The 26600-nt window shown below is 49.3% G+C and carries 32 protein-coding genes; 3 read left to right on the top strand and 29 right to left on the bottom strand.

The annotated features are described in order from the left end of the window. Window positions 1-7 precede the first annotated feature (7 nt). The 11 genes from BMX45_RS03735 to BMX45_RS03685 all read right to left on the bottom strand — a co-directional run bounded on the left by BMX45_RS03735 (window position 8) and on the right by BMX45_RS03685 (window position 7240). A complete protein-coding gene (locus tag BMX45_RS03735) occupies window positions 8-607 on the bottom strand; it encodes a GNAT family N-acetyltransferase (RefSeq protein WP_090908550.1) in 600 nt (199 codons plus the stop codon). 4 nt (window positions 608-611) lie between these two features. Next, a complete protein-coding gene (locus BMX45_RS03730) occupies window positions 612-1268 on the bottom strand; it encodes an HAD family hydrolase (protein ID WP_090908549.1) in 657 nt (218 codons plus the stop codon). A gap of 49 nt (window positions 1269-1317) precedes the next feature. Next, window positions 1318-1797, bottom strand: a complete 480-nt coding sequence (locus BMX45_RS03725; RefSeq protein ID WP_015735951.1) for a GNAT family N-acetyltransferase — start codon at window positions 1795-1797, stop codon at window positions 1318-1320. Window positions 1798-1815: 18 nt separating this feature from the next. After that, window positions 1816-2514: a class I SAM-dependent DNA methyltransferase gene (locus BMX45_RS03720; protein WP_090908548.1), complete on the bottom strand. Its 699-nt coding sequence runs from the start codon at window positions 2512-2514 to the stop codon at window positions 1816-1818. A 236-nt stretch (window positions 2515-2750) separates the two neighbouring features. Beyond that, the gene (locus tag BMX45_RS03715) at window positions 2751-3497 is read right to left on the bottom strand and encodes a GNAT family N-acetyltransferase (protein WP_090908787.1); all 747 of its coding nucleotides are present in this window, start codon (window positions 3495-3497) and stop codon (window positions 2751-2753) included. 74 nt (window positions 3498-3571) lie between these two features. After that, a complete protein-coding gene (locus tag BMX45_RS03710; RefSeq protein WP_090908547.1) occupies window positions 3572-4177 on the bottom strand; it encodes a GNAT family N-acetyltransferase in 606 nt (201 codons plus the stop codon). 36 nt (window positions 4178-4213) lie between these two features. Continuing rightward, window positions 4214-4681: a hypothetical protein gene (locus BMX45_RS03705; protein ID WP_090908546.1), complete on the bottom strand. Its 468-nt coding sequence runs from the start codon at window positions 4679-4681 to the stop codon at window positions 4214-4216. A 207-nt stretch (window positions 4682-4888) separates the two neighbouring features. Beyond that, the gene (locus tag BMX45_RS03700) at window positions 4889-5434 is read right to left on the bottom strand and encodes a GNAT family N-acetyltransferase (RefSeq protein WP_036661139.1); all 546 of its coding nucleotides are present in this window, start codon (window positions 5432-5434) and stop codon (window positions 4889-4891) included. 48 nt (window positions 5435-5482) lie between these two features. After that, window positions 5483-5824, bottom strand: coding sequence for a DUF3139 domain-containing protein (locus tag BMX45_RS03695; protein ID WP_090908545.1), 342 nt, complete (start codon window positions 5822-5824; stop codon window positions 5483-5485). Next, window positions 5821-6471: a hypothetical protein gene (locus tag BMX45_RS03690; RefSeq protein WP_090908544.1), complete on the bottom strand. Its 651-nt coding sequence runs from the start codon at window positions 6469-6471 to the stop codon at window positions 5821-5823. The genes BMX45_RS03695 and BMX45_RS03690 overlap by 4 nt, the downstream gene beginning before the upstream one ends. Before the next feature lie 367 nt (window positions 6472-6838). After that, a complete protein-coding gene (locus BMX45_RS03685) occupies window positions 6839-7240 on the bottom strand; it encodes a NusG domain II-containing protein (RefSeq protein ID WP_090908543.1) in 402 nt (133 codons plus the stop codon). Between the two features lie 440 nt (window positions 7241-7680). Here BMX45_RS03685 and BMX45_RS03680 point away from each other — a divergent pair, with 440 nt between their 5' ends. Further along, window positions 7681-8451, top strand: a complete 771-nt coding sequence (locus BMX45_RS03680) for an ABC transporter substrate-binding protein (RefSeq protein ID WP_368087160.1) — start codon at window positions 7681-7683, stop codon at window positions 8449-8451. 30 nt (window positions 8452-8481) lie between these two features. Here the strand turns inward: BMX45_RS03680 and BMX45_RS03675 are convergent, their stop codons facing one another. The 8 genes from BMX45_RS03675 to BMX45_RS03640 all read right to left on the bottom strand — a co-directional run bounded on the left by BMX45_RS03675 (window position 8482) and on the right by BMX45_RS03640 (window position 14188). Then, window positions 8482-8952 (bottom strand): hypothetical protein, encoded by a 471-nt coding sequence (locus BMX45_RS03675; RefSeq protein WP_090908541.1) that lies wholly within the window; start codon window positions 8950-8952, stop codon window positions 8482-8484. 14 nt (window positions 8953-8966) lie between these two features. Next, complete coding sequence (locus BMX45_RS03670) at window positions 8967-9506, bottom strand: redoxin family protein (RefSeq protein ID WP_090908540.1); 540 nt, start codon at window positions 9504-9506, stop codon at window positions 8967-8969. 11 nt (window positions 9507-9517) lie between these two features. Further along, window positions 9518-10045: a hypothetical protein gene (locus BMX45_RS03665; protein WP_090908539.1), complete on the bottom strand. Its 528-nt coding sequence runs from the start codon at window positions 10043-10045 to the stop codon at window positions 9518-9520. A 27-nt stretch (window positions 10046-10072) separates the two neighbouring features. After that, window positions 10073-10705, bottom strand: a complete 633-nt coding sequence (locus BMX45_RS03660) for a hypothetical protein (RefSeq protein WP_254777964.1) — start codon at window positions 10703-10705, stop codon at window positions 10073-10075. A 228-nt stretch (window positions 10706-10933) separates the two neighbouring features. Continuing rightward, window positions 10934-11533 (bottom strand): GNAT family N-acetyltransferase, encoded by a 600-nt coding sequence (locus BMX45_RS03655; protein ID WP_090908537.1) that lies wholly within the window; start codon window positions 11531-11533, stop codon window positions 10934-10936. A 15-nt stretch (window positions 11534-11548) separates the two neighbouring features. Beyond that, window positions 11549-12229, bottom strand: a complete 681-nt coding sequence (locus BMX45_RS03650) for a DUF6320 domain-containing protein (protein ID WP_090908536.1) — start codon at window positions 12227-12229, stop codon at window positions 11549-11551. Further along, the gene (locus tag BMX45_RS03645) at window positions 12226-13542 is read right to left on the bottom strand and encodes an alcohol acetyltransferase (RefSeq protein ID WP_254777937.1); all 1317 of its coding nucleotides are present in this window, start codon (window positions 13540-13542) and stop codon (window positions 12226-12228) included. Before BMX45_RS03645 ends, BMX45_RS03650 begins: the two co-directional genes overlap by 4 nt. Before the next feature lie 34 nt (window positions 13543-13576). Beyond that, window positions 13577-14188, bottom strand: a complete 612-nt coding sequence (locus BMX45_RS03640; RefSeq protein WP_090908786.1) for a YkoP family protein — start codon at window positions 14186-14188, stop codon at window positions 13577-13579. Between the two features lie 383 nt (window positions 14189-14571). Between BMX45_RS03640 and BMX45_RS03635 the strand changes: the two genes are divergently transcribed. Then, window positions 14572-16968 (top strand): Ig-like domain-containing protein, encoded by a 2397-nt coding sequence (locus BMX45_RS03635; RefSeq protein WP_090908534.1) that lies wholly within the window; start codon window positions 14572-14574, stop codon window positions 16966-16968. Between the two features lie 166 nt (window positions 16969-17134). On the opposite strand, the gene BMX45_RS03630 is transcribed toward BMX45_RS03635, so the two are convergent. The 9 genes from BMX45_RS03630 to BMX45_RS03590 all read right to left on the bottom strand — a co-directional run bounded on the left by BMX45_RS03630 (window position 17135) and on the right by BMX45_RS03590 (window position 24694). Then, entirely contained in the window at window positions 17135-18598 is a 1464-nt protein-coding gene (locus tag BMX45_RS03630; RefSeq protein ID WP_090908533.1) for a chitinase, read from the bottom strand. Window positions 18599-18894: 296 nt separating this feature from the next. Continuing rightward, on the bottom strand, window positions 18895-19434 hold the full coding sequence (locus BMX45_RS03625) for a hypothetical protein (RefSeq protein WP_090908532.1): 540 nt from the start codon (window positions 19432-19434) through the stop codon (window positions 18895-18897). A gap of 125 nt (window positions 19435-19559) precedes the next feature. Next, entirely contained in the window at window positions 19560-20009 is a 450-nt protein-coding gene (locus BMX45_RS03620) for a 2-phosphoglycerate kinase (protein ID WP_254777936.1), read from the bottom strand. A 255-nt stretch (window positions 20010-20264) separates the two neighbouring features. Next, entirely contained in the window at window positions 20265-20861 is a 597-nt protein-coding gene (locus BMX45_RS03615) for an HAD-IA family hydrolase (RefSeq protein WP_090908531.1), read from the bottom strand. A 159-nt stretch (window positions 20862-21020) separates the two neighbouring features. Next, window positions 21021-21785 (bottom strand): SDR family NAD(P)-dependent oxidoreductase, encoded by a 765-nt coding sequence (locus BMX45_RS03610; RefSeq protein WP_090908530.1) that lies wholly within the window; start codon window positions 21783-21785, stop codon window positions 21021-21023. A 172-nt stretch (window positions 21786-21957) separates the two neighbouring features. Continuing rightward, the gene (locus BMX45_RS03605) at window positions 21958-22776 is read right to left on the bottom strand and encodes an SPL family radical SAM protein (RefSeq protein WP_090908529.1); all 819 of its coding nucleotides are present in this window, start codon (window positions 22774-22776) and stop codon (window positions 21958-21960) included. A gap of 83 nt (window positions 22777-22859) precedes the next feature. Beyond that, the gene (locus BMX45_RS03600) at window positions 22860-23573 is read right to left on the bottom strand and encodes a 2OG-Fe(II) oxygenase (RefSeq protein WP_090908528.1); all 714 of its coding nucleotides are present in this window, start codon (window positions 23571-23573) and stop codon (window positions 22860-22862) included. Continuing rightward, the gene (locus BMX45_RS03595) at window positions 23566-24111 is read right to left on the bottom strand and encodes a methylated-DNA--[protein]-cysteine S-methyltransferase (RefSeq protein ID WP_090908527.1); all 546 of its coding nucleotides are present in this window, start codon (window positions 24109-24111) and stop codon (window positions 23566-23568) included. The genes BMX45_RS03600 and BMX45_RS03595 overlap by 8 nt, the downstream gene beginning before the upstream one ends. Next, entirely contained in the window at window positions 24101-24694 is a 594-nt protein-coding gene (locus BMX45_RS03590; protein ID WP_090908526.1) for a bifunctional transcriptional activator/DNA repair enzyme AdaA, read from the bottom strand. The genes BMX45_RS03595 and BMX45_RS03590 overlap by 11 nt, the downstream gene beginning before the upstream one ends. A gap of 147 nt (window positions 24695-24841) precedes the next feature. Between BMX45_RS03590 and BMX45_RS03585 the strand changes: the two genes are divergently transcribed. Next, complete coding sequence (locus BMX45_RS03585) at window positions 24842-25828, top strand: DNA-3-methyladenine glycosylase family protein (RefSeq protein WP_302847860.1); 987 nt, start codon at window positions 24842-24844, stop codon at window positions 25826-25828. A gap of 96 nt (window positions 25829-25924) precedes the next feature. Here the strand turns inward: BMX45_RS03585 and BMX45_RS03580 are convergent, their stop codons facing one another. Continuing rightward, window positions 25925-26398: a DUF3574 domain-containing protein gene (locus BMX45_RS03580; protein WP_090908525.1), complete on the bottom strand. Its 474-nt coding sequence runs from the start codon at window positions 26396-26398 to the stop codon at window positions 25925-25927. Window positions 26399-26600: the final 202 nt, after the last annotated feature.

Here is a 26600-nt window from a genome sequence, read left to right as displayed (position 1 = left end):
CTCCCTGTTACTCATCGCATAATTTATAGTGATGATACCGCTCCTGCTCAAGTTCGATCTCGCCGATATAGGCAAATCCGCACTTTTGGATTACTTTATTGGAAGCATGATTATGAACGACGGCGATTGCGTTGAGTTCTCGCTCCCTTGTATTCCGGAACAAATAACGGATTAACGCCCGCACGGCTTGGGTGGCATATCCCTTATTGTAATACCGATTGGAGATTCCGTACATAATCTCCCGGTTAGGCGGGTGCAGCTCTTCCTTAGGACCGCTATTGCACCAGCCGATGCATTCCCCTGTTTCTTTCAAGACGATGGCTAACCGCAGACGCAGCTGCCCCACATCCCCGCCGTCTTGAACGGCTTGCAGGAACCGCCGATTCTCCGGCATTTCATAGTCGGTTAACCACTCTCGCCGCTGTTCCCTTGATACATCCCAGCCAGGCAGGAAATGTCTGATCTCCGGTTCGTGCGTGATCTTGCAGATCGCATCCAGATCCTCCAACAAATATTCCCGAAGGAAGATGTCCTCACATTCAATCGTAAAGGGCTTACCCTGGAATTCGATCGTTGTCTTGCTTTTCAATATACCCCCTGCTTTCATTCGCTCAATGATTCCTCGCCATGATCCATGTTATCAACTCATCGGTCCGTGTAAAAATGTAGTCGGGTTCCACCGCAAATTGTGCATTCTGAACGGTATCAAACCAATGCGCCCCGATGGTTAATACCTGAGCTGCTTTGCCAGCCGCAATGTCGGCATCGCTGTCCCCGACAAAAACCACGTCCGATGTCCTCAGACCCAACAGCTGAACGGCTTTGAATATCCCTTCCGGGTCCGGTTTGGAACGTTCAACCTCATCTCCCGTAATGGTAGCGGCAAAATACCCGTCCAGTTTCAGGTTTCTTAAACATATATCCAGGCATCTTCTGCTCTTGCCCGTGATAATAACCATGGGTAAACGTAAATCCGACAGCTTCACAATTAGATCCTGTACGGCTTCCGATACCTGCACATGCTCTTGAAAATTCTGCTCAAACACTTCGTAATAATATTCTACGGCTTCATCAACATGGGCCGGATTCGAAAGATAATTGGCAATGATCTCTTCCTCCGTTGGCCCAAACGTCTGAACGATCTCGGCATCGGTCAACCGCTGGCCTTCGTACTTCAAGAAAACCGCCCGGAACGCTTTAAACGAGAGCGGCAGCGTATCTGCTAAAGTACCATCGAAATCAAACAGCACCGCTTGTATGGTGTTCATCCCAAAGCCCCCCTTTCACCTCAGAATCCGACTGAACAACACGACTTGCTCAGACCAAATCCAGCCTCATCTGAATGGTAATCATTTTCCGATCATCATCTAACGCCGTGATGCGGACATCGAACGGCTCGAACCCCAACTTATGATAAAAAACAAGCCCTCTGGAATTGGTATTATGACAGCTTAGATAAAAACGTTCCATTTCGTATTTTTCTTTGGCGATGTCCATCATGGTACGCAACAGCTTCTGCGCTGCACCGAGTCCACGGTGCGACGGTGCAACAACGACATTGCCAAGCCACAACGATCCATCCGCATCTTCATAAAAATTCGCGTAGGCGACGACCTGCCCGGTGGATTCTTCAACGATAACCGTGGGATCAAAGCGGTTCTCAAGCAAACTCAGGATTTGATCCGGCGTCAAAGGGAATTCCGATCTCGGGCTCATGTAAAACAGTTCTTCCGGCGTTTGAGGAAAGCTGCAAATCGCTTGCAAATCCTCATCCCTCAGCGGTCTATGCGCATACATATTTTGAGGTCCTCCTTACTAAGCTATTCGGGCAATATACATGCCTCTTCCGATCAAGCCTTGCGTATCGTGCTCCACATCCAGTCCCGCTTCCCGAAATGCCCCGATCATCTCTTCCACGGTAAACAGACCCATACGATGCTCCTCCGTGTAATGCTCGATTCCAACCTCGCTGCCAAACAAATACGAAAAATTCATGATCGAAACATTACCTGCGCGATCCGAATGGGACATTCTGCTCATGTGGATCCCATGGCGCTCGGTCGCGATCGTGTCCACTCTTCCGGTTGTCCAAACGTCCGGCGTTAGCCATGGCTCAACCAGAATAACACCATCCTCGTTCAGATGTTCCCTAAACTGCACAAGGGTTTGAACCAACAGCTCCGGTGTCTTCACATATCCGATGGAGCTGAACAGACACATTATCACGTCATACTTCCGGCCGAGTCGAAAACGGGTCATATCAGCCACCGAATAATCCCCCTTGGGATTCTTCGACTTCGCTATAGCTACGAATTCGGGGTTCAAATCGATTCCATCGATTGCATAGTGCTGCTTCAAGAAAACAGCGTGTTCCGCCGTTCCGCAGGCTACATCCAGAATGGTTTGGTACACCTTGCTTTGTCTTTCTATATATTCCCGGACCTGCCGCGCCTCCTGCTCATAGTCCTTGAAGCTGTAGATCACGTCATAATACTTCGAAGATAAGTCAAACATGATTTCACCAACTTTCTGTATCCTTCATGAGTACGTTAGAAAAAGGGAAAACGCGATTTATGACTGCGAACAGCTCATTTGACTAAAAAGACCCAACTTAGACAGCTTCATCTAAGGCGGGGTCCTCTGTGGCAGGCATCTTCCATGATTATACAACTGTTCATTCGATTGGGTAACCCCTGGATCTGGATCCGATAAGCTCAGATTCACCGGTTCATACGCTACGGATGCTGCCTTTATCCTTCGATACGCTTATGTCTATACCAATAGGAATAGATCTCCCTGTACTGAAGACGATCGTACAACCGGTTTGCAGCAACATTGTTCTGGACCACTTGTAGATAGCTGTTTGCAGCTCCATTCTTCTTGGCCCAATGCAGAATATGTAAGAGTAACTGCTTTCCGAACCCGCGATTTCGGCATGCCGGAGCTGTGGCGAGATCAAATATGCCGACGACGCCTTGCTCTATTGCCCCGATCCCGCATGCCACAGGTTCACCAAGATCATATAGGATGAAGAATCCGTATTGTATCACGGAATAGTTGAACAGCTGTCTTTTTACAGCCTTATACTTCTCGGATATTCCAGTTATCTCGGTCAGCACGCTCAGCCATTCATCCGTCAGCCGTTCTTCGATCTTAACCTCCTTATGCGTTGGAAGCTCCAGATGATCCAGATGATCTAACACCCTCAGACTGGTTGGATCGAGTATGGAATAACCCCTGGAATCCAACATACGGTCCAGCTCCTGCGGATTGAACGGGGTGATTTTAAATATGACGTCAAGCCCAGCCTTAACATATAACCGCTCGCATTCATAAATTTGGGCGTCAAGGTCTATCGATGGATCCGTGTATAAGGCATTAATCGAGTTGGATCTCTTCGTATAACCGTCTGCAAATCGTAACAGCCATCCATGGTGCGTCAAGGTTTGAAGCGCTGGCCAAGCGTTTAAGGCAAGTTCTTCGATTCTCTTTAGCACGTATACCACTCCTACCGTATGATAGGAATTAATATACATCTATTTGTATTTTTATACAACCCAAATAATCTTCTTCATGTATCCTGCACGTCACTCGATCCTGCTAATTCCCTGGATCTATCGGCGATACTAAACACAATGGGAACGTCCGTCATCCTTCTTCTCCATATCATATGGTCGACTCCGCTCCCCCAGTGATCTTGAAGGACGTAATCGGGTTCACCTAGTTTCTTCTTCCATATTTTCTGAGCACGCGTGTATCCACTATCCAAACAAAACTCCGTTATCCCCTTATTGAGCGGTGTAAGATACATGATATGAAGCATCAGATTGCCGATTCCCTGTTGCTGGTAATCAGGATGCACAAATACCGTTCCGATTTCAACCACGTCACGCAGTACTCCATTGGAACTTTCCCGTATCAATGCACTGGACGGGCCAAACGCGATGCTGCTTACAACGCTGTTGTCTATAAGTCCGATCAGAAAATACCTCTGCTCTCCGTTTGTTGCAATATCCGCGTTCAAGCACCTAATCTTGCTGTCAATCTCCTGCTCGATGTCCTCCGATAAATCTGCCAAGCCTTCTTTGGCAAACGTATCGATAATCACGAACCGGAAAAAATGCTCCATCGCTTTCGTATCATTACGATTAGGTCGCCTAATCTCTACATGAAACATGAGGAGTCCTCCTCCTATCGACAATTACGAATAGACTCACCATTTTTGGGTGTGTTTGATAACATGGGCTTTTATTTCATCCTTTTGTTGATCCGATAACTGAACGGGTGTCCAGGAATGATTGTCGGGGATGTGGATGGTTAGAGGTGTTTCAAGCTCCTTTTCTTGGCTGCTGGAATCCTCGTTCGGTATATTTTTCCATCGTTTATGACTCTGATCATACACCCTGGTTTTCACAAACTTCCCTTCGCTATCGTAATAGTCCTCAATCGCTCGTACACGCGTCAGCGTGGCCCCTTGATTATCTTCATGACTGGTTATCGAATTCACTTTTTTATAACCTGAAGGTATGTTGAGTCCATCTGCAGTTATCATCACATCTTCAACGATAAAAGCCTCAATGTGCTCTACCCGCTCCCCTCCATTCTGACAAGAGCATAATGCCAACACGATCCATAGGATACAGATCCACGAACCCGTTTGTTGTATGTATTTCAGTAACACGCCTAACCTCCTTGTACATGGATCCCTTCGGGAGCCAATAATGTGCTCAACTCCGCAGCCGTGTTCTGTACGAACCTCTCCACTTTATCTCTTACTCATCAAAATAAAAAACTCAGCACCTTCGTACATGGAATCTCAGGTCCCAGACTAGATGTTGTCATGATGAAACGAGAAGAATAAGTGTAGAGACTCTCTCTTCCACATGATCTACTCCATACGTTCGTTACGGAGCACCATGTGAAGGTGGTCTTCCCATACGCCGTTTATCTTCAGGTATTTGATCGCCAGACCTTCCTCATAGAAGCCCAGTCGTTTCACGACGTTCATCGAGGCTTTGTTTCTCGGCATGATGTTGGCTTCCAAACGGTGCAGCTCCAGCGTATCAAAGCAATAGCCGACCACGGCGCTCAGAGCTTCGGTCATATACCCTTTTCCCGTATGAGATTGCGCCAGCTTATACCCGACATGAGCCGATTGAAAAACACCCCGCACGATATTGCTGATCGCAATCGAGCCGATCATCTCATCGTTTTGATGCAGCCACACTTTAAGCAGGGAACCGTCAGCGATGCTTCGACTTTCCGCTGCCAGAATCTCAGCCTGTTTCTCCAGGGTATAAAACTCCGCTTCCCTGGCAGGCTCCCAAATCTTCCAAAACTCATCGTTCCTGACGATAAAATCCAACACATCCGCTGCCCGTTCCCGATCCACGGTTTTCAACTGCAGACGTGAAGTTTGTAGCGTTATGGACATGCGATGCTCCCCCCTGAACAGCTTTAAACTAAAAATTGCAACACCATATCAATCCCTTGGGATATCATGCTTTAGCATGGATCGTGTAATTCCACGGGCTTCCCCCTCAGGCGTCAATCGGTATTCAAACTGCATAATCGTATCATGGGCAAAATAAATATACTCTACCTCAGGCTCGTCTTTAAATACCACGACGGCATAAAAAGGAGGCAGCTTAACGCCCCAGATGCCTTGGACCGACTGGATTTCATCCTGCGTATAATGTTCTTCTTCAAGCAGGTAGGTCTTCACCTTCTTGGCATAGATCATTTTGTTGGCTTGCACATACACAAAGGGAGACAAGAGCACAAACACTAGCAAAACCAACAATGCGATTTTGATTTTCTTCATTGGATACCCTGTTGTTTGCATAGCATAAAATGACGCCTGACCTCTTCGTAGTTCTCCCGAACACTTCGGCTCCCGTCCACGAACATCACCTTGAATCCGCGGTCCAAGGCATCCTTGGCCACGTATCTCGCAAACCCGATATCCCGGTCCATCCAGTTTCGAAACGCGGCGCCGGGATCATCGCATGATACCAAAATTTCGTGGATCCATTCCCGTTTGGCATAATGCTCCTTCTGGAATGCCGGAACCGGGACGATCCATATCGCATGATGCGGGCTGGGTACCAGGTGCTCGACTTTTTCCGGCAATAGAGCCGCACCTTCAACGATGATGGGGCTCGTGTCCGGCAGGGCCGAAACATCATCCATAATCATGCCAAATTCCTCGCGGTAAAATTCCAATTCTTCCTCAACCTGCTGCTCCACCGGCCGCGACCACAATGCATTCCAGGACATATCCTTCAATCGGGACATGGTGGGGTGCTCCGACGGATGGCATATGGTCACATGCTTCTCGTTGAATAGATCGCATTGATAATAGGTGCAGCTGTAATCCTTCGCCAATTTTTCGGCAATCGTCGACTTGCCCGAGCAGGGGGAGCCTCCGATCCAGTATACATGGGAGTAGTCTTTTTTCTCGCTCTGCATCGTATCACGCCCCTCTGTCGCCATCACTTCTTAACTCATTTCGAATGTCCAGCAACACGTTCCAAATTGCCTTCAAATATACCACAACGAACAAAAAGCCCACAACTAGTATCAGTGCGACCATTTCCATGTTAACTCCCCACCTTTACTCTGCGACTGGGCATCCCGTCGACCTAAGATCTACGGATCTTATGCTCCGGAAGCACGTGGTTACGCAACTTTATCCCTTCATTTATTATAACTGTCTTTTCTGCGACAAAGTTACGCTAACCTTATATTCACACCAGATGTCCTAAACAACAAAAAGAACCGGTTCAAAACCCGGTTCTTTCATTTAAGCCCATGATACTTACTTCTCTCCCTGAGCCTAGCTCACCACGGCATCCAGTTCGGACTCGTTCCGTTCCTGCTCAGGTACCAGCACCTCTACCACGACTCTGGTCGGCACGCAAATAATCTGTTGATAAGGTTCCGAGATAAAACCCATGTCCAGCGCGATTCGCTTCGGAGCATCCGAATATATCATCTGGATCCCGTAGTCATAAACTTTCAATGTATTGTGTCCAAACTTGGTCTTAATGTCGATGATGCGTTCGTCCCCGTTCAGCGGGACGGTTTCGTATTCTTTGCCATTCACCGTGATCAGCGCCTGAAGCTGACCCTGCTGATATTCCACATGGCTATGCTTCCACCATTGCAGCCCCGTGAAGGATCCAAGGATCAGGATGATGGCGAACAAAAGCATATCTCCGCGTCTTATTCTGGACAAAGTGCTCCCTCCCGACGTGCAAAGTCTTCGGAACCCAAGTATGAACGATGCTCGAAGCCGTGGAAATGAGTTTTGTCACATTCGCTATCCGGGTTAAACGGCTTGTACAAAATGAAAGGGCACCTTTTCTTTTGTCCATTGAGTCCGGAATCAGCATCCGTTATGATGTTCGTATCGAGAATGATTATCATTGTCTATGAATCATCGAATACCATTGTGGAGGAGAAATCATGAAACCTGCAAAAAAATTACCCGTAACCATCAGCATCCTAACGTTGATGAGTCTCGCGCTGATGGCTTGCAATGGAACCGGTGCAGCAGCTGCATTCAACCGGCATACAAGCCGATGAGACGGCCTCCGTCTTCACCTACTATCCCGGAGATCGGCTGTTTGCCATGGCCAGCACGGGCTTGTCCCAAGTACTCTACTACCCCGGCGGATTCTGTATTACGGCGAGACTTTCGGCGATCTGCTTGCGATCGGGATGCAGCCGATGGGCAAACACACCTCTAAAGCTCATAATCCAAAGGCCGATAGGCAGTATGTTTTTGAAATAAGCCATCAGAAGAATTCCATTAAAGCCTTGGAATGGAAACCGGATTTGATTATATTGGCGCATGCCGATGAAAAAGAGTATCGGTGGTTTTCCAGCATCGCGCCTACCGTCACATTTAATTCATTCGCTCCTCTCGCCCACCGCTTGCACACGCTTGGCGATAGGCTTGGAAGGACCTGCGAGGCAGAGCAATGGTTGGCATGGTACCAGGCCAAGTCGGAAGACATGTGGAAGGAACTTCAGCGAGCGATTAAGCCTGGTGAAACGGCAACCGTCCTCGTTTTTGACCATGGGTCGCGTCTCTTCGTTATGGGGATGTCCGGTTTATCGACAGGGCTGTACCACACCCGTGGTTTTCACCCGACGGAACCTGTCCGTACGATTCTGAGCGACGGGATGGGTTATAAGGAAATATCGGCTGTGGATCTGCCCGCATATGCCGGCGATCGTATCTTTATGCTTCTTCCCGGTAACCCCCTATCCAAGCAAGCAGCGGAAAACTTGATGCAATCCTCGATTTGGTACAACCTGCCGGCTGTCCAAAACGGCCTTGTTTATGTACTGGAAGCCGACCGTTGGAATTACGGGGATGCACATACGCTGGTAAAACTGCTGAATCTGCTGCCTGAACTATTGTCCCCGCCCATTTCATAACAATTATTCTATGCATGCCTCATTCTTCGATCAATACATTTCCGTTGAACGGCATGCACAGATTACATACCGCCCATAGACTCTGGCCCCCTGGTAACACCAGTCCCGTCCGACATAAGGATGTACGTATTGCGAGATGCAATCCTGACACTTGGCCCGATGTCCCACCGGATCGCTTGTATACCACCACCCGGAAGGATAAGGACATAAGCCCTTGCAATCGTTGATCACCGTCTTTGGCGTGCAAACGATATAATCGGACGGGCAGGAGGCATCTGCGCCGCAGCCCGTGCAATATTGTCCGTGCGGAGGTCTGCAGGGCCCCGCGGCAAACGCGTGTTTGAGGATATCGTCATCGTTGGGCCGTACCAACACTTTGGCTAGCGCCTCGGCCGTCCTTTGCGCGAATTTATTCAGGAGCGTCTTGCGGTTCATTTTCCGGGTAACCCGGCTGATCAGCACTTGCGCCTCTTCGTCCTTGCTCTCCGGCTTCCTCCACATGCTCTCACCTCGTCTTAGGAAACTCTTGATGCTTTCGCATACGCTTCAAGCTGCTCCCGGCTGTTGACCAGACCCTTATGCCTGATGATGCCGTTTGTATCCACCGCATAGGCGTAAGGCGTAACCTGTACATCCAAGTGATTTGCGAACTCCGAGCTTACGATCAGCACCTCATCGTCATATGCTATTTTGCGGACATAATCCGAAGCCAAATCCGCGGACGAAAATAACAGCAGGATCGGTTTCACGTTATTCATCATGGCGATCCGCTGAAAATCCGGCAGGATCTCGGCGCATTCCTTGCACGTCGGTGATCCGAACAGCATGAGGGATGGCTTGCCAATCAGCTCGCTGGTGGACCACTCGGCTCCTTGCAAGGTTGTCGTTGTGGCTCCGGGCATTTTGTTGCCGACCGGGATACCGGACTGATTCACTCCTCTTGCGGTACCCATCACCATAATCCCGAGCTGCCGGAACAGGACCAAATTCAGAATCACCAAAGGCACGACCAAAATCCACAGCATGGCATATGAGATCCAGAAGAACGTGTTCATCGCGGCCTCCTCTACCTTCTTTTAATCTTTGAAATATGCGGTGCGGCAATTTCGCGGTATATTCGGATGGCGTGTAAGGCATCCGGAACCCCTACAACAACAAACAGAGCAAGCAGTAATATCATGCCCTCCATAAGCAGACCCGTTACTGTAAACGACTGATGAAACGCAAGCCTAGCGGTATAGCTGGAAACCAATCCCGCGCAGCCCACCGCCAGATTCAACCCAATCAACGGAAACCCCAGCCTGGAGCTGATCTGAGGCCCGAAGCAGCCGCAGTCCACCCTTCCTTTTATTCGGATGAAATAAGCCACGCCCATTCCTTGAATGAAATAGAGCAAGGAAATGCCCAGGAAGCTGATCAACGACGGAAAGCTGTATACCAAGGTCACCGTCAACAATTGCAGAAGAATGAGCAGCACATGCAGCCCGGCTCCCCCGGGGAATGGATCCGGATCACCGAAGGCACGGCCCCAGACATAACTTGCCACCGACAATAGCATGGGAAGCGTAACGAATATCGCAAGAAATTCGTACATGGACTTGTATGCTCCTTTTTGGCATCATCAGCTGATGATGCAGATGATGGCTCCCATGATCAGCAGCATGGAAGCCGCCAGCCGAACCGCGGTCAGCAGCGTGAAGCTGTATACTCTTCTATTAAGCATGCGATAGACGATGGACCGGATCAGCGGAAGGCTGAACACGGTGCCTCGAACCATTCCAAACGTCGCGCCTGCCAGCAGGCTCAACCACCATGGAGCCGCAAACAAGGAAACCACGATGTAGGCATGATAGAGGACGCCCACTTGCAGCGTGATGAAACCCAAGCCCAGAATCAGGCCCCATAACGCCGCGGATCGATACCCTGCAGACTTGATCCATTCCGAGGGAACGATGAAATTGCCGGAGGGCAGGATTCCCGATTTTTGAATCAACTCCAAGACCAGAAACACGACCAACAGCACAACGATGACGTAGTTTTGATATAAGCCCGCGGGGGTTAATTTCAGCACATAATTGATGCCCCCGACCGCAAGCCCCGTTACGGCGCCGCCAAGGGTACAGGTCGCGATATAGACCAGCGCATATTTGAATTTACTGACCTTCGTGCTGTCCAGGCTGCCTAGCACGTTCAGTCCGCAGGTGGTATCCACGCTGGCCATTGCGGCACCGACCGCAAACATAAAGAGCAGCATCGTCAACAAGCCATGCCACCTCCCCACAATCCCGTTACATGAATCCTTAACACTTCATCTTATGAGCGATAGCCTGTCGATTATTTGCACGAATCTACGATGGCTTGGGCATATTTGCCCGTGGCTATTTGATGTATATAAAAAGAAGCCGTCCATGGACAATCTCCATGAACGGCTTTCTGCAAGTTATTCGCTTTTTTCAAATAATCCAAAACATAGCACGCTTGCCTAACCGCGTGGAGCCGATTTGGTCCACTCCATATAAATCCGGTCGTTGAAGCCTTTCTCATCCGAGTCCTCGGATATACGCTTAAACTCCCGAAATCCTAATTTCTGATATAATCGAAGCGCGGTTTGGTTGCTGTCCGTCACTTCCAGAACGTAACGCCTGTATGGCAGCTCCGTCATGACGTGTTTCATTAAAGCGGTTGAAACGCCTTTGCCGCGTGCTTTTTCGGTTGTAGCCACGCATTCGATGTATCCGGTCTCGTCATTATAGGGCAATGCCGGGTTGAATTCGTTCTTCATGACGTGATATGCAAGCTCTCCCGTCTTGTCTCCAAAAGCAGCCTGAAGCGGAGCTAACGCGACCGGCATGGCCCGCTGTCCATTATGGGAACAAGCCAAGATTCCGACAATGATTCCTTGGACCTCCGCCACATAAAACACCTCCGGGCTGAACAAGGTCCGGAAGGCGTTCTCCAGCATGTTCCGGTCTCGGGTGAAATAAGACAACTCCTTATAATACCCGTTAACAAACACCTCGGCCACTTCCCCGCGAACATCGCGTTCGTAATCGGCCATGCTTCTAACCGTGATCGCGCACATCGTGATTACCTCCTGTCAAAAATGTAGTCTGCGCTTCATTTCCTTGCGGAATCCCTTGTCTGCAATCAGGCACATCCCGCCGAATGTCAGCAAGGCGTACGCCGCCGCCGCAACGGCTGTCCATAATACATGCGACATGCCAACGGCATACAGCAATAAGGGAACGATACCAAGAAGGATCAGAGTTAATAAATAACCTGCGAACTCCCGCCAGCCCATTTTTCGCGAACAGCATATAACGGTAATGAGCAAGGTTGCCGCCATCATCAGGAACGGAATGACATAGCCGGTCGACCAGTAAGACGTTCCCGACGCCACGTTGATCCACAGCAGCATACCGGATAACCCGAGCAGCTGAACGATAATTTTGCCTCCGAGATGCGATTCGGACATCAGGGTATGCCTGATGGACAACCACGCATACAACACGCAGGGTATGAGAGTTAAACTCCACCATACCTCGCGATTTCCAAGTAGGTTAATCAGGACGGATATCCCCATGACGGATACCGCAAGAAAGGTAAGCCACTTGGATACAAGACTGCTGCTCGCATGCTGCTCCTCCGCAGCCTCATAGACGGGATACCATGAATTACTTACGAGGTGATTATCATCTTTACCTTGCACATTCCTGCGGCATAAGGGACACGCTTGATGCGCCGGATCTACGGATACGCCACAGCTTTCGCATTTCATGCGCCCATCCCCCAATCATTGCTGACAATCGTAATGTCCAATTCGCTTAGGCTGGCAAGCTGGCGAAAAAAGCGCATGATCACATCGCTTTCGACGATATTTCGCGCAAACGTGATGGTGAGCCGATCGTTGATCGAGCTAACGGCACAGTTCATGGGACTTTTGGATGTGGGATACATCGTGGTTTCCATGGCCTCGATATGGGATGCCATGCTCGCTGGAATGTCGACTCGGCCTAGGTTGGTAAGCGTAAGCGTTTTGGCTTCTTCCCCGAAATGGTCGAAGCCGTAACGGATCGCCAGATCCTTTAATTTCAGCGGCGTGAAGCGGGAAAATAGGTTTTTTTCGTACTTCATGCTGCCGGCCATCGCTTGGCTTAAATAAGACTTGGTCGTTTTCTCTATCATCTGTGCATGAACGATTTCGAGCACCTGCTCGAATGTCATGCCTTCCTTTAGTTGCACGCCAATGTTGATGACCGCAAAAAAGTTGCGGAGGCTGCTGGAAGGAAAGATTTTTCGCAGGTTCACCGGCATGCTGATCACGACCGGCCGGTTATCGTTATTGAAAGGCAGTGTGGTATCGTAAACCGCCATAATCAAAATTGCCGTCAGGTAAGCGGTAAGGGTTACTCCCTTCTGCTTGGCTGCCGCATTCAGCCGCGATGCGTGAACCATCCCGTGTATGACGTTGTGTCCATAAGGCGAGAAACGGGTGCCCGGAATCTGAAGTGCATCCGGCTTCCTGGCATCGGGAGTGGCCGAAGTATAATGCGCTTGAAAGCTATCTTGAGCTTCAGCATAACGGGCAAATGAAGCGGGCGGCAGAATCAGGCCTTCCTTGTCTTCCACGTCCTCGCCGAGCAGAGATAAATACTGGAATACCAAGGTTTTGAGGAACTCCAATGCCCCTCCCCCGTCCGTTAAAGCATGAAAAATCTCCACGCTGATCTTGCTGCCGTAATACAGAACCCTCACCAAGCTTCCGTTCTCATGCGAAAGAGTGACGGGGGCACAGGGATAGGCGGATTCCGGCTCCACCATCAAGCGTGTCTCCTTCTCCCGCAGAAATTTCCAGAACAGTCCATTTCTTAGCTCGACATTCAGTAGAGGAAATCTCTTAATTACGCTATCCAGCGCCTCTTGCAAAACCGTTGGTTTCACCCGGCTTGTCAGCATCATCGACAGCCGGTAGGTGGATGAATTCTCCCTCCCCGCAACCGCGGGGAACAGCTTACCCGCGTGGTCAAGTTTATACCATTCTTCCATGTACGTTCTCCCCGTTTCTTCATGTTCTCCCGTTTTAAACAGCATACCGGTCTACTATATGGATACATCGCCCTTATACTCAACCTTCTACCGCAGCCGATACGAAGACCGCGTTCCCCTCTTTATGTGGCTGTCTCCGATCTGCCATCGAAAATCGCTTCCTTAAAGAGGATCGGGTATGAATCAGCTTCATCGGTACGAGCAATTCGGTTCTTCGATCGATGCGGCTCTTCCCCTCCGGGTGCATCACGGACAACAGCATGCGCAGATAGGAAGTGGTCAGCTTCTGGAACAGATCCGGTTTCATTGCTTGATGCTCAAAACCAAGCCCATGCGTTAATCCCCGGTGAAGCAGCGTAATCCCGACCAATGCGTTAACCTCGCTGAACTCGGACTGGCTTTCATAAGCCCGGCTAATCTGCTGCATGGATTTTCTTCCAAGTCTCGCAATCTTCAGGGCCGCGCGGTCCGGCCCTTCTGCTCGAATGAGCTTCAGAATCGTCTCATTATCCAAATGAAGCTCGCCTACCAGATCCCCATCTCGAATGACCGTGGAATCCTCGCAGACGATGCGCTCCCCCCGATGCTTCTTGATCATGACCGTGCATATGCCAAAGCGCGAGATATGCAAGCTGCGGAATTTGGAAATAAAACTGAAGATACGTTCCCATATCATCCATGTGCTCTGCATGATGGTTTTAAGTGATTTTTGCAGCAGCTCCAACACCCCATTTTTTGATGAAGATTACATTCCATCATTAGTCAGGAAAATTCGTTACTCACATCTTAATGGAGATCTGCGCAGGTTCACACCGCCTCAGGTATAGAGTTTTACTCGGTCTCAGGGCGGAGGCCCGTTTCAAACTGCTCGTGTCGATTGAATGAACACTCATTCGAGCACAACAAAAATAACCTGACACATGCCAGGCATCGGTTCTAATCGATTTTTTTCGTAATATTAAAAAAGCAAGCGCTTTAATTATGCGCAATATCGTAGTTTTAGGCTCTTTAGACCATGATGGCTGCCGTTGAGTCCATTGGGTTTACATCAAAACTGACAAGGATGTGACTAAGATGATGCTTTCACATTTACGAAGGTGCGGGCTTTTGTTTCTGGCGGCCATTCTGTTTACTACACTCTGCGTTCCATTACCGCAGGCTAAAGCGGCAGCGTTCATTACGATTGACTCCCATCAGGACGGGCAAGCACTGCAGCCGGGCGTAACGGAGTTATTCGGAACCTATTCCGGGGTGTATGAGCTTCAACTCATCGTGAACGGTGAGTTCATGGCGGATGTTCAGATGGAGGATCCAAACGGCGATGACAGCGGGAACTGGTCCTATAAACTCGACACAAGCCGACTTGACGGCCCCGTCGAAATGGTCCTGAAAGGCAATGACGCGAATACGCGTTATGGCATCTGGTCTCCTTGGATTCACTTGAACATCGATAATCCTGCAGCTGATACACCGGAAGTGGAGATTACCAGCCCAACCGAGTCTACGCTGCAGCGCAACAAAATGAAAATCAACGTATCCGCAGAAGGTAAAAATCCGATAGCGCTGGTTGAGCTCCGCATCGACGGCGGCGACTGGCTGCAGGTTCCCCCTGCCAAGAACGGATATCAATATACATTGGATTTACGACAATACCCTCGCCAGGTACACAGTCTGGAGGCAAGGGCAACCGATACACGCGGCAATACAGGTTATAGTCTGTCGGTCTATGCAAGAACCGGGGGACAGACGTCGGCTCAGCAAGATCAGGATTTCGCAGCGGTTACGAATACCGTTTATATGGCGGATGATCATATCGACCCACATCTCGCTAATGTAATGGGCGATGTTTACAATCCCTCGGCGACGAATCCTGAGACGGTGACCAGCAGCACGTATGACCCGGAACCGCTGCCGGATCAGGATCGTGCGATCTGGATCTGGGAAAATGCCTCCTATCCCCTGGTCCTGAATCCGAATTCCCGAGCCGTTCTCTCTTCCATGGCAAAGGATGTTACGACGTTTCATCAACGTCCCATCACGACGCTCTATTTGGCTGTGGGGCAATATAACGGAGCAAAAATGCTGGAGGATTACCGGAGCGAAGTTCAACAGTTCGTTGAGTGGGCTCACGCCGAGGGCTTTTATGTTCAGGCCTTAATCGCCGGGGGCACCGTCCCGCCTTACTTCGGAGCCTACAGCCGATATCATACTCACGCCGTGCGGGAGTTTGAGCAGATTCTGAATTACAACCTGGCTTCCGGCGAATCCGCTCGCTTCGACGGCGTGAACGTGGATACGGAGCCGTATATCCTGCCGGACTTCAAAACCGCAAAGCCCTCCGTCCAGATTCAGTATCTGGATATGCTGCAGCTGCTCATGGAACGCAAACAAGCATCGGGACTCACCTTGTCGGTTGGCGCAGCGATCCCGAGATGGTATGACACTTCCGCCGATGCGAGCAATATCCCGTGGAACGGGCAAACAAAATGGCTGTCTGAACACATTCAGGATACCGCCGATTACATCTCGATCATGAATTACCGCGATCAGGCGGATGGCAGTGCAGGCATTATCGCGCAAGCGCTGAACGAGCTGGCCTACGCCAATCTGATCGGCAAGCCGAAGTCGGTTGTGATCGGTGTCGAGACCAAAGACATCGCGGACGGCGGGGATCCCGAAACCATCAGCTTCCATGAAGAAGGACGAATTTATATGGAGTCGGAGTTAAACGAGGTGTACGACTCTGTTCAGAATGATCCAGCGTTTGGAGGCATTGCCCTCCACCATTACTCCTCAATCTTGGATTTTCCAAGCGAATGGGGACCCGGCGGCTATACCTGGCAGCCTCCTGCCGACCATGAACCGCCAAGCGCGGTCAGCGGAACGGCAGCTATCGCATTTGATTATCAACGGATCAATGTAACCTACGATATGGCTATGGATAACAGTGCCGTAAATGCATACCGGATCTATCGTGGGACCGAAGCCGGCTTTGAGATTGGACCCACTACTTACGTCGGTACCTCGAAAGGACTTTCTTATAAAGATACAGGGCTGCTGCCGGACACCACCTATTATTACAAAATCACTGCAGTCGATATCAGCGGCAATGAAGGAGCTCCCAGTTTGGCTGCATCCGCAACGACGATGCCGTCTGCGATGAAACCGATGGTGATCGACCAGATGAACATCACTTACACCGCCGGCAACGCCAAAGTCACTTTTAAGATGGTCGATATGGAGACAAGAATGCCTGTTGCGGCCAAAATCAGCGGACGATTCACCCATATGGCAGGCAGATACGTTGCGGCCGCAACAAGTGCGGAAGGCATATTCCAATCACAGTCCGAGCCCGTCTCCGCATCCCGCGGCGAGATCGGCTTCCTGCCGAGGCGAATCATGGCGGACTCCTACTACTGGGCAAGTGCTTATGACCAACTCCCGTATCCAACGGTGATATGGGAGCCGTGAAACGCAGTTTGAATTTCAAAGCTATAAGATTCCGCCTGCTCCGTTGAAGTTAGATATCCATACAGAAACCTCTCTGTGATCATGATGGTTTGAGACCACCACTCATCTAGGAGAGGTTTCCTTATTTTATATAAAATCTACTTAAGTTGTACAAATATCCTGCGTGTTACGGAAGGGTGTTTAGGAATGGTCTCACCGTTTTGGCAAGCGTGTAATTCGTGGTCGCGTCCCAGTTAATGGACCAAGTCATCGCTCCTCGTATATCGGGATATTTAGCAACGGGCTTATAACTTCCACAGCTGTTTCCGGTTGCTAGACAATTGAGGGCATTATTTACGACCGTTGGAGAAACATATCCTCCTCCGGCAGCTGAAGAGGTAGCAGGTACTCCTATTCCCAATTGGGAAGGTGATACCCACTGCAGCGTTAAGTCCGAAAGAGCCGTCAGGAAATCAACCGTCCCTTGGGAATAGCATTTCCCGTCACGTCCTAACATGCATCCAGAATTATAATACTGGACGTTAATTACGGTTGTCATATCCTTCAGATTGTTATATAGCTGCATGTAAGAAGTGTTTGGATTCTGCATGTCTATCGTTTGGGGAGCCATCGTCAGAACAAAATCATTTCCTGCTTTTTGTTTCAGTTGGCGGATCGCATTGGTTAAATTAGGTACATTCATGCCATGCTCCAGATCAATGTCTATCCCATCAAGCCCATATTGAGTGATGATTCCGTACATGCTGTTCACAAAGTTCGCTACATTCGGGGAAGGATTATTCAAATTAATGTTCCCTAATTCCCCTCCGATGGATATGATGACCTTCTTGCCTTGAGCGCGTTTAGCCTGAATATCCGCGATTAGTTCGGCATTGGTGTACCCGCCAAGAGCCGCGGATAGTGCGGAATCAACGTTGAAAGTGACACCACCAGGGTTAGCAGGATCCATCTCGGCAAACGCTAAAACAATGATGTCGTACTGATCCGGTATATCTCTCACTTTCAATTTGCTGGCACCATTGACAAAGTTCTGCCAGTAGCCTGTCAATATATGCTTCGTCGGCTGGGGACCTCCACCCGTTCCTTCTGAAGTAGTTGCATTGACGATCGCACTGGCAGGAGAAAGGTTTCCGGCAGCATCCTTTGCAATGATCTTGAAAGAATATGTCGTGTTCGGTGAGAGACCCGTTATTGTCGCTGTCGTTCCTGTAACAGAGATGGCAAGGGATGTTCCTCGGTATACATCATATCCTGCCACACCTACATTGTCCGTAGAGGCTTGCCAGGATAAAGTAACGGTTGAAGAAGTGATTGCGCTTACAATTACATTCGTAGGAGTTGTCGGGGCTACTGTATCATTACCTCCACTACCTTGAACAAACTGCCACAATGCAGGAACATTGGGGGGTTCCCACCCGGGTAATGAGGTATGAGATTGAATCGCTTTATACGCTTTCCCGTCGTACGTCACGTTGTCGTTAACGACATAAGATACATGAGGTGCCCAAGCGCCCCGATCTGCTGCAGAAACTTCAAGGGGAAAGAAGTTCATAATCATAGACATGACGACCATGAAAGGCAATAACATCACTCTCGATTTGTCCAGCACGCTGGAGATATCCCTTTTCATCCATTAATCCCTCCTCAATCATTGATAATTAAACGTTAGCCCATCTTGATGTAAGCTCGCATCACCTCCTTTATGAAAATTAACTTGTTAATTCTTAAAACCATGTCGATGCATTGTTCATACTCAATTTTGATGCTTTTACGTATGTCGTAAGTTGATGAATATGTAAAAAATTTACTTTATATGTTAATCATTATCAATAGCTCAAAAGGATCAATTTAGTGAAAAGAAAAACCACAAGTCGAGTTTTAATCGAATTGTGGTCAGAACATTTCATTTTATCAATTTCATCCAATCTAGGATTTCATATAAGGACCGAGTGCCCGATCGTCCCATACCTGCACTTCAATATACCGCTCGGGTCCATGATGTCCGTCTTTATTCCAATCTTGAGGCCAGCCAAACTCGTCTACAAGTTGAAGGATTTCGTTTTTAACATATACCTTTCCTCTATAAGGCTTGTCGTCTAGATACCGCATAGTAGGAAATAAGTCCCCATAAGTGAAACTCATCATTTCGGGTTGCATATCATCCAGCAGAATCCTGATTTCTTTTCCATTCGGATACCATTTCTTAATCCATTCGCAAGGTCCAAGCGTCATGTAATGTGGATATTCTTTTGTTGGTTTGCCGCCTTTGGCCGTGAATAGAGCTCTCGCCCGTGCTTCCAGATCGCGACGGATGTTCATATAATCATCTGTACGTTGACTCGCAAACCAATTTTTATTTTGTTTGAGTCTCCTCTGTACCTGCAGCGCTTCTTCGATGGATAACGCGGATAGATTTTGAAAGGGCCCTGTTGCCGCATCATAATAATGATATAGATATAAATCCATGGCGACTGTCCTTTCTTCGTCAACCTATGTTAAGGTTTGTTCCTTAATTACCGCTGTTCATGTTCGAGTTTCTTCTTCTCACGATCTATGTAAGCATATATATTTGCGATTTCTTCTTCATAGTTCTATTGAATTTCAAAATAGGGGACATTCGATGCCGCACACGTTTCACGGAATACATCATGCTCGTGAATATACTCGGCAACAGTTCTCTCTTCAGGATACATTCGCGCTTCGATAGCATTGCGGTGTTGAACGATGTTGGATTGGAAATTCTGCCGGATGTACGTGGTCGAGAATCCTAAGAACACGGAAATGATGTATTGCGAATAGGGCGGCTCAAAATCTTGCAGATGATGAGGCAGTATGTAACAGCCTTCGATGATTAGATTTTGCTTGTTTTCGATGTTTGTCATGATGATCCCTTTGATGATCGGCCATAATCGTTCACCGATATGCTCGGTTGAATCCATCGGCGTGAAACCGCAGTTCATGTCGGCTCTGTACAATCCCATTTTCAAATGATCGATGGACAGATAAGGCATGTGATACTTTTCAAGTAATCGTTGAGCCATATATGTCTTTCCCGTACAGCTGTTTCCGCTGATTAATATGATCATTTACATGGCGTCCTCCCTGCATGCTTGATGCTTCGTTCAAATCTCTGGAATGATTTCATGAAGTGTGCTGCTCATCGAAAAATCGTAAGACGTTGTTGTTAATTCAAGCATTCTCGACTCATAAATGCAGCCCAGTCCAAACAATGAGAATTCCTCACTTTTCATTGACTACATTTCCAATATCATTTTTCCCAGTGGTTCTCGCCTGTCTTACAAGACGTTTGTCACCAACATAGGTCCCACTTGTTCTATCCATTTATGCTCTTGATCGGCCAGCAAGGTTCTCCATCCAAGGTCGATAGCCGGTTTCAGGTTCTTTTCCTGATCATCAACATAAACAACCGTCAGTTCGGAACGTTCGAATTGTTTCACAACATGTTTATAAATTTGCAGATCGGGTTTCCTCAAACCGACTTGATTCGAAATGGTAATGCTCCTAGCATAAGGTTCTACTTTTTCTAATATCGGCTCCAGCCATTCCTTGCAATGATTGCTTAATACATGGATATCCGCAATTTCGCTCCATTGCGCCAAGTGATTTAATCCAGGAAGCGGTTGCAACGATTGAGTTATTAACTCCCTGGCCTCCTCTTTGTTGATCTGCTTCATTCGCAGGCTCATCCATCCCCAAAACTCATCTTCCTTCATCTTTCCTGTCCATAAGTCTTTTCGAACCTCATCAAATTGTACCCTGATATCTTGAAACGAGATTTCGGAGCCCTCCGCTAATGTAAGCCAAAAAGCAGATGAAAAATTACTCACCAATACGCCAGCTAAATCCAATACCAATTGTGGTTTTCCCGTCATCGTCCCGTCTCCTTATATCTTACTGAATTCATGAAATGTATGTATACGTGTTTACGAGGAACCGTCCGCTTAACATGTTCACGAACTTCGCCTTCCCTTAATCACAATGCGATTCCGAAGTTCGTGGACGTTTCCCACTTACAACCATGGGTCGAACCGCTAAATCCCCACCATCACATTGCCGCCACATACCGGAATATAAGCCCCTGTGATAAATGACGACAAATCCGAAGCCAGGAATGCCACGGCATTGGCAATCTCCTGGTCCGTTCCGCGGCGTTTCAGCGGCACGGAGGCTTCGTAGGAGGCGCTATGCTCGGTACCGTTCTCCCGATCGCGGTCGCTGATCGTCCAGCCGGGCGCGACTTGATTGACGGTGATCCCATGCTCGCCGATTTCTTTCGCGAGTACGCGATAGACGCCGTCCATGCCCCGCTTGCCTGCAACGTAGGCGGATTGACTCGGGAAGTTCTGGATCGAACATTCGGTGTTGATGCCGATGAAGCGGCCGCTCTTGCGCTCAATCATGGCTGGCACGAAGGCTTTTGCCAGGTAGACGCTTTGCATGACGCAGGATTGGAACTGGCTCTCGTAATCTTCCGGCGCTTGCTCCAAAACAGATGTCCATTGATAGGATTCCACGGCATTCGCAACGATGATATGAGGCAGCATGCCAAAGTGTTCAAGCACTGCATCCCGCATGGCATTCACGGATGCTTGATCCGTCACGTCGGCTTGCACCGTGAACGCCCGTCTGCCCATCGACTCCACCTCGCGCTGAAGCTCTTCCGCCTTGGCTAAGCTTCCCCGATAATGGATCACCACATCTGCGCCGCATTCCGCCAAAGTTCGGACCATAACACGGCCCAATTGGCCTGCAGCACCGGTGACTAACGCAATTCGATCCGTTAAATCCAACTTCATTGTTCATTCGCTCCTCTACGTTTGACTGGTTATTTTCGCCTATCATACCATAATCATCTACTGCTGGGCATGATAAAAAGACCGGAAGCTACCTCCCGGTTCTCGCCTTCAAACTCTTTCATTTAACATCCAACATCTCAGCGCTCATCTGCTAGACTAGCTATCTATAGCTTTAAGGTTCAAAACCCTTCTGACTGACAAATAGCTGCTCTTCCGGAAACGCCCTGCTGAATCGATCGTAGACCGCCTGATATGCGGCGGGATCATACCAATCTTCCAGACCAAGCTTCTCGTACAACGCCTGAACGGGCAGCCGTTTCGTACGTTTGCCTCCGCTGCCGTCCCCCATGAAATAATCGTCGATGCACACGCGATTGACGAGCGGTCTGAGGATCTCAGGAAATGCCTCCGTGCTTGGAAGGACGGGAGCAATCGCTGCTTGCGTTGGTATTCCTGCGTCTCTCAGCAGCTCAAGGGTTTTTAATCTGGCTTGGATCGGCGGAGCGTGAGGTGTAAAATGCTTGCGAATATCCTCTCGATCGGTCTCGACCGTCATGCTTACCCGCACGCATGCTCCTAACTGCTGCAGCAAATCGATATCCCGTCGGACCAACGGACTGCGCGTCTGCACCAGCAGGAAATCCGGCGGCTCGCTAACCATAGCCTCCAACAAGGCACGGGTCACTTCTTCCTTGGCTTCAATCGGCTGATAGGGATCGGTACTGGATGACATGAAGATCGTGACGGGCCCCTTGGACTTGGCACGCTTCAGTTCTTTACGCAGAATGGCAGCAGATTCGAGCTTAACGTCAACCCAACTCCCCCATTCCTGATTTCGGAATATTGAAACCGGCATTTGCCGGACGTAGCAGTAGGAGCAAGCGAAGGTACATCCTGTATACGGATTCAAGGTATGGCTGTATCCATTCAGGAAGCCGGTTCCTTTATTGAGCAGGGTCTTCGGCGTTTTATAAAGCACTTCATGTTTCACCTGGACACCTCATTCCTATACTTTCTTCTATTATACTACGTCCCTCCTTTCATAACGAATGAGTGAATGCGCATCCAGCTCCTTTACTTCGCGTCATGAAAAATAATCCCCAGGCTGTATCTTGTCCCCGACGTGACCGTGCTGACGCCATGCCGGAGCGTAGTCCGGTAATATCCCCTTGTTCCCTGCACCGGACGATGGTTGGTCGGAAAGATCAGTCCCGCTCCCTGATCCAAGGCGATCGCATGTCCCCGGCTCTGTGCCCGCGGCCGCTGCTCCACCAGCAGAAACTCCCCGCCCGTGTAATCGACTTCCTTCTCATTCAGCACAAAGACCGCTTGGAACGGAAAGAACTCATCACCGTACAAATCCTGATGCAGGCAATTATATCCGCCTTCTTCATATTTTAAAATCAGCGGCGTTGACCGCTCCTGACCTTGGGCATGACACATCCCCAGAAACTCATCCAGACTTGCCGGATACTTCTCTTCATGCCCTAGCTGGTTCAACCAGCGGTTCGCCGTCAGCGCAAGTTCAGGATACAAGCCTTCCCGAAGCTGCTGCAGCGTTTCGGGAAGCGGCGCCTGATAATATTTGTACTCCCCTAGTCCGAACCGGTGCCTGGCCATTTGGATCGTGCTGCGAAAACGCTGCTCTTCCGTATACGTGCCTATGATCTCTGCGCATTCCTCGGGCAAGAGCAGCTTGGGAATGACCGCATATCCCTGTTCATCCAAAGCTGCCTGTACGGCAGGCCAATCCAGATTCTTTATGCGCTGCAGCAAAGGATTAGGCATACTCCTTCGTCTCCCTCACGGAGACGTTCATTCGCTCCAATTGCAGCAATCTTGTCTTCATTTCAAGTCCCCCGCGATATCCCGTCAATGCGCCGCTTTTGCCGATTACCCGATGACAAGGCACGGTGATAAGCAGCGGGTTCGCCCCGATAGCCGCACCAACAGCACGCACAGCCGCCGGCTTGCCGATCTGATGCGCAATGTCCGAATACGTGAAGGTTTGCCCATACGGGATCTGGCACAGTGCATTCCATACCGCCATCTGGAAATCGGTACCCTTGTAATCCATTGCGAACTCAAACCGCTCCCGTTTCCCCTGAAAATAGTCCGCCAGCTCGGCGGCATATGGCTGCATGCCCGCATCATTCTGGAATAGTTCACAGCCAGGAAATTTCGCGTTCACCCATTCCTCCAGCTCTTTGAACGGTTTATCCGGTGATCCGATGTAGCATAAACCTTGCGGCGTGGCCGCGATATATATGTTCCAGTCATCATGACGCAATCGTGTCCAGCTTATGATCGAATGATTAGATTTCATGATTATGCACCTCCGCACTCGTATTGTTCAGATATTGCCCTCGATAGCTCAGGGGGGTCCTTCCCGTCTTCTTCTTAAACAGCGTGATAAAATAGGCCGTGTTCTCTAGGCCCACTTGATGGCCGACATCCGAAATAGCCAGGCTGGTATTCGCAAGAAGCTCTTTGGCCTTGCCGATCCGGTAATCCTGAATGTATTCCATCGGAGTCTGCCCTTTGACCCGCTTAAAAATCCGGTGCAGATGGTACGGACTGCCGTGGCTTACATCCGCCAAGACATCCAGCGTCAAATGATCCGTATAATGCGCATCGATATACTCGGCAACGAGTTCGATCCATTCGTGGTCCGGCAGGCGCTCGCCGGTCGGCTTGCACCTTTTGCATGGCCGGAAGCGCTCAACCCTCGCTTCATCCGCCGATTGAAACACGCGCACATTTTCAAATTTCGGGGGCCTGGATTTGCAGGATGGCCTGCAGAAGATTTTCGTCGTCTGCACCGCGTAGAAAAACTTGCCGTCACTGTCCTTGTCATTGTCGATAATGGCTTTCCACTGGGCTTCGGTCGGTTGTATCCGGTTTGCCACGTTTCCTCACCTCCGCTAACATTATAACCACAGGAAGATCCGGTTGTACGCTTTTTGGAATATAAGAGCAAGATAACAAAATTATGAGGTCCGCGTTTATGGTACAACTAGTATAGAGTAGATCAGGAACGAAAGGAAACGATGATCATGCATAAACCCGACCACAATCGCGGCGACAAGCCGTATACCATGGACCAACCACAACGGCTTCCCATGGACAGCTGGGAGGATCATATCCATACGCTAAAGCTATTCGTGCCGAAGGAATTCAGCTTTCAGGAGAACCTCAATTATTTGCAAAGATCGCCGAATGAATGTCTCTTTACGATTCGGAACGACAGCATCTACCGGGCTATCCCGCTTGAAGATGACACCGCCGTAATCGAAGTCAGCGCCGGGAATCAAGAGCAAGCGATCCTGGTTCGATTTCTGGGGAATACCACACCGACCGAACCAAGCAAGCGGGCGGAGGTAGCCATTTATGTCCGGGACTGGTTCGATCTAAACACCGATCTTGTGCCGTTCTATTCGATGGCCGAGACCGATCCTCTGCTCAGTCAAGCCGTCCGGTCCTTCTACGGGCTTCGCAACATGGGCATTCCGGATCTGTTCGAGGCTTTATGCTGGGGCATTCTGGGACAGCAGATTAACCTGGCTTACGCGTATACGCTAAAAAGGCGATTCGTCGAGGCCTTCGGCAGACGCATCGAGTGTGAAGGCGAGGTTTACTGGATGTTTCCAAGGCCTGAGGACATCGCGCCGCTGCGTGTTGAAGACCTAAGTGGACTTCGGATGACCGTGAAAAAATGCGAGTATCTCCTCGGAGTAGCTGGGCTTATGACGGATGGAAAATTAACGAAAGAACTGCTGCTGGAAGCTGGCAGCTTAAAGAAAGCGGAGAAACAACTGGTCGGCATCCGTGGCATCGGACCGTGGACGGCCCATTATGTGCTGATGCGCTGTTTGCGAATGTCAGCGGCTTTTCCCATCGATGATGTGGGACTGCATAATGCCATCAAACATCTGCTGGGACTAGAGGCGAAGCCGACGAAGAAGGAGATTCTGGAGCTGTCCGCAGGATGGGCGAACTGGGAATCCTACGCCACTTTTTATCTGTGGAGGTTTCTCTACTAACAAGTCCACACAAAATAAAGAGGACGTCTCCCTCTTCTGCCATATACCAGACAGCTGGGAGACCTCCCCTATGATCACTTCATGGATTGGAGACCGCTATTCAATGAAATACAGTTTACCGTCAACCTCAAGCGAAATGGCAGATTGCGAAAGATCATCCTTGAGCTTCTTCGCATAGTCCACCACTTGATTGAGCGAATCCTTGTCGAGTTTCTCGGCAAAAGCATACACGATGGTTACTTTTTCCTTGATCAAGGTTTTGTTGTTATCCACCCAAGCCCCTTCGCCCGGTATTGCCGTTGCCCCGCCAAACCAGCCGGACAGCTTCGTCAACGCTTGATCGACAAACTTCTGATGAGCCGCATCCGTGATGGGAATATCCCCCTTCACGGTGGAAGGCACGTAAATCTTCACGACGTGATCCAAATGGAACTGATCGTTCAGGGCGCTCTGCGTAATGGCCGTTGCCGTCGGATTGCCCTCTGCGCTAAAAGACTGCTGAACCGGTACTACGATAAGCGTTAACAATAATGCCGCTGCAAATGCGATAAGCCAACCTTTTCTTTTCATGTCCATTTCTCCCTTATGTATAGTGTCGTGTCCGTACGGAATCAGCAGAGTTTCAGTTGTTACATACAACTTCTTGCCGTTTGTACGGTACAAACTAGCACATATTATATACTGACCTTTGTGTATCAGCTATGGGACGTACGGATTATATTATGCAAAATCATGTAAAAAAGCCGATATTCCCGATGAACAAACTTAGGGA

This window comes from Paenibacillus sp. cl141a, assembly GCF_900109305.1.
Lineage (GTDB): Bacteria > Bacillota > Bacilli > Paenibacillales > Paenibacillaceae > Paenibacillus_AQ > Paenibacillus_AQ lautus_A.
The sequence above is the reverse complement of the archived record's forward strand: the minus strand, read 5'-3'. Positions and strand labels throughout refer to the sequence as shown.

Bases quoted from the DNA above. Each gene is read 5' to 3' on its own strand.
- BMX45_RS03735 (WP_090908550.1), bottom strand. From the start codon at position 607: ATGAAAGCAGGGGGTATATTGAAAAGCAAGACAACGATCGAATTCCAG.
- BMX45_RS03730 (WP_090908549.1), bottom strand. From the start codon at position 1,268: ATGAACACCATACAAGCGGTGCTGTTTGATTTCGATGGTACTTTAGCA.
- BMX45_RS03725 (WP_015735951.1), bottom strand. From the start codon at position 1,797: ATGTATGCGCATAGACCGCTGAGGGATGAGGATTTGCAAGCGATTTGC.
- BMX45_RS03720 (WP_090908548.1), bottom strand. From the start codon at position 2,514: ATGTTTGACTTATCTTCGAAGTATTATGACGTGATCTACAGCTTCAAG.
- BMX45_RS03710 (WP_090908547.1), bottom strand. From the start codon at position 4,177: ATGTTTCATGTAGAGATTAGGCGACCTAATCGTAATGATACGAAAGCG.
- BMX45_RS03700 (WP_036661139.1), bottom strand. From the start codon at position 5,434: ATGTCCATAACGCTACAAACTTCACGTCTGCAGTTGAAAACCGTGGAT.
- BMX45_RS03695 (WP_090908545.1), bottom strand. From the start codon at position 5,824: ATGAAGAAAATCAAAATCGCATTGTTGGTTTTGCTAGTGTTTGTGCTC.
- BMX45_RS03690 (WP_090908544.1), bottom strand. From the start codon at position 6,471: ATGCAGAGCGAGAAAAAAGACTACTCCCATGTATACTGGATCGGAGGC.
- BMX45_RS03675 (WP_090908541.1), bottom strand. From the start codon at position 8,952: ATGTGGAGGAAGCCGGAGAGCAAGGACGAAGAGGCGCAAGTGCTGATC.
- BMX45_RS03670 (WP_090908540.1), bottom strand. From the start codon at position 9,506: ATGAACACGTTCTTCTGGATCTCATATGCCATGCTGTGGATTTTGGTC.
- BMX45_RS03665 (WP_090908539.1), bottom strand. From the start codon at position 10,045: ATGTACGAATTTCTTGCGATATTCGTTACGCTTCCCATGCTATTGTCG.
- BMX45_RS03660 (WP_254777964.1), bottom strand. From the start codon at position 10,705: ATGCTGCTCTTTATGTTTGCGGTCGGTGCCGCAATGGCCAGCGTGGAT.
- BMX45_RS03655 (WP_090908537.1), bottom strand. From the start codon at position 11,533: ATGTGCGCGATCACGGTTAGAAGCATGGCCGATTACGAACGCGATGTT.
- BMX45_RS03650 (WP_090908536.1), bottom strand. From the start codon at position 12,229: ATGAAATGCGAAAGCTGTGGCGTATCCGTAGATCCGGCGCATCAAGCG.
- BMX45_RS03645 (WP_254777937.1), bottom strand. From the start codon at position 13,542: ATGCTGTTTAAAACGGGAGAACATGAAGAAACGGGGAGAACGTACATG.
- BMX45_RS03640 (WP_090908786.1), bottom strand. From the start codon at position 14,188: ATGCAGAGCACATGGATGATATGGGAACGTATCTTCAGTTTTATTTCC.
- BMX45_RS03635 (WP_090908534.1), top strand. From the start codon at position 14,572: ATGATGCTTTCACATTTACGAAGGTGCGGGCTTTTGTTTCTGGCGGCC.
- BMX45_RS03630 (WP_090908533.1), bottom strand. From the start codon at position 18,598: ATGAAAAGGGATATCTCCAGCGTGCTGGACAAATCGAGAGTGATGTTA.
- BMX45_RS03625 (WP_090908532.1), bottom strand. From the start codon at position 19,434: ATGGATTTATATCTATATCATTATTATGATGCGGCAACAGGGCCCTTT.
- BMX45_RS03620 (WP_254777936.1), bottom strand. From the start codon at position 20,009: ATGGCTCAACGATTACTTGAAAAGTATCACATGCCTTATCTGTCCATC.
- BMX45_RS03615 (WP_090908531.1), bottom strand. From the start codon at position 20,861: ATGACGGGAAAACCACAATTGGTATTGGATTTAGCTGGCGTATTGGTG.
- BMX45_RS03610 (WP_090908530.1), bottom strand. From the start codon at position 21,785: ATGAAGTTGGATTTAACGGATCGAATTGCGTTAGTCACCGGTGCTGCA.
- BMX45_RS03600 (WP_090908528.1), bottom strand. From the start codon at position 23,573: ATGCCTAATCCTTTGCTGCAGCGCATAAAGAATCTGGATTGGCCTGCC.
- BMX45_RS03595 (WP_090908527.1), bottom strand. From the start codon at position 24,111: ATGAAATCTAATCATTCGATCATAAGCTGGACACGATTGCGTCATGAT.
- BMX45_RS03585 (WP_302847860.1), top strand. From the start codon at position 24,842: ATGCATAAACCCGACCACAATCGCGGCGACAAGCCGTATACCATGGAC.
- BMX45_RS03580 (WP_090908525.1), bottom strand. From the start codon at position 26,398: ATGAAAAGAAAAGGTTGGCTTATCGCATTTGCAGCGGCATTATTGTTA.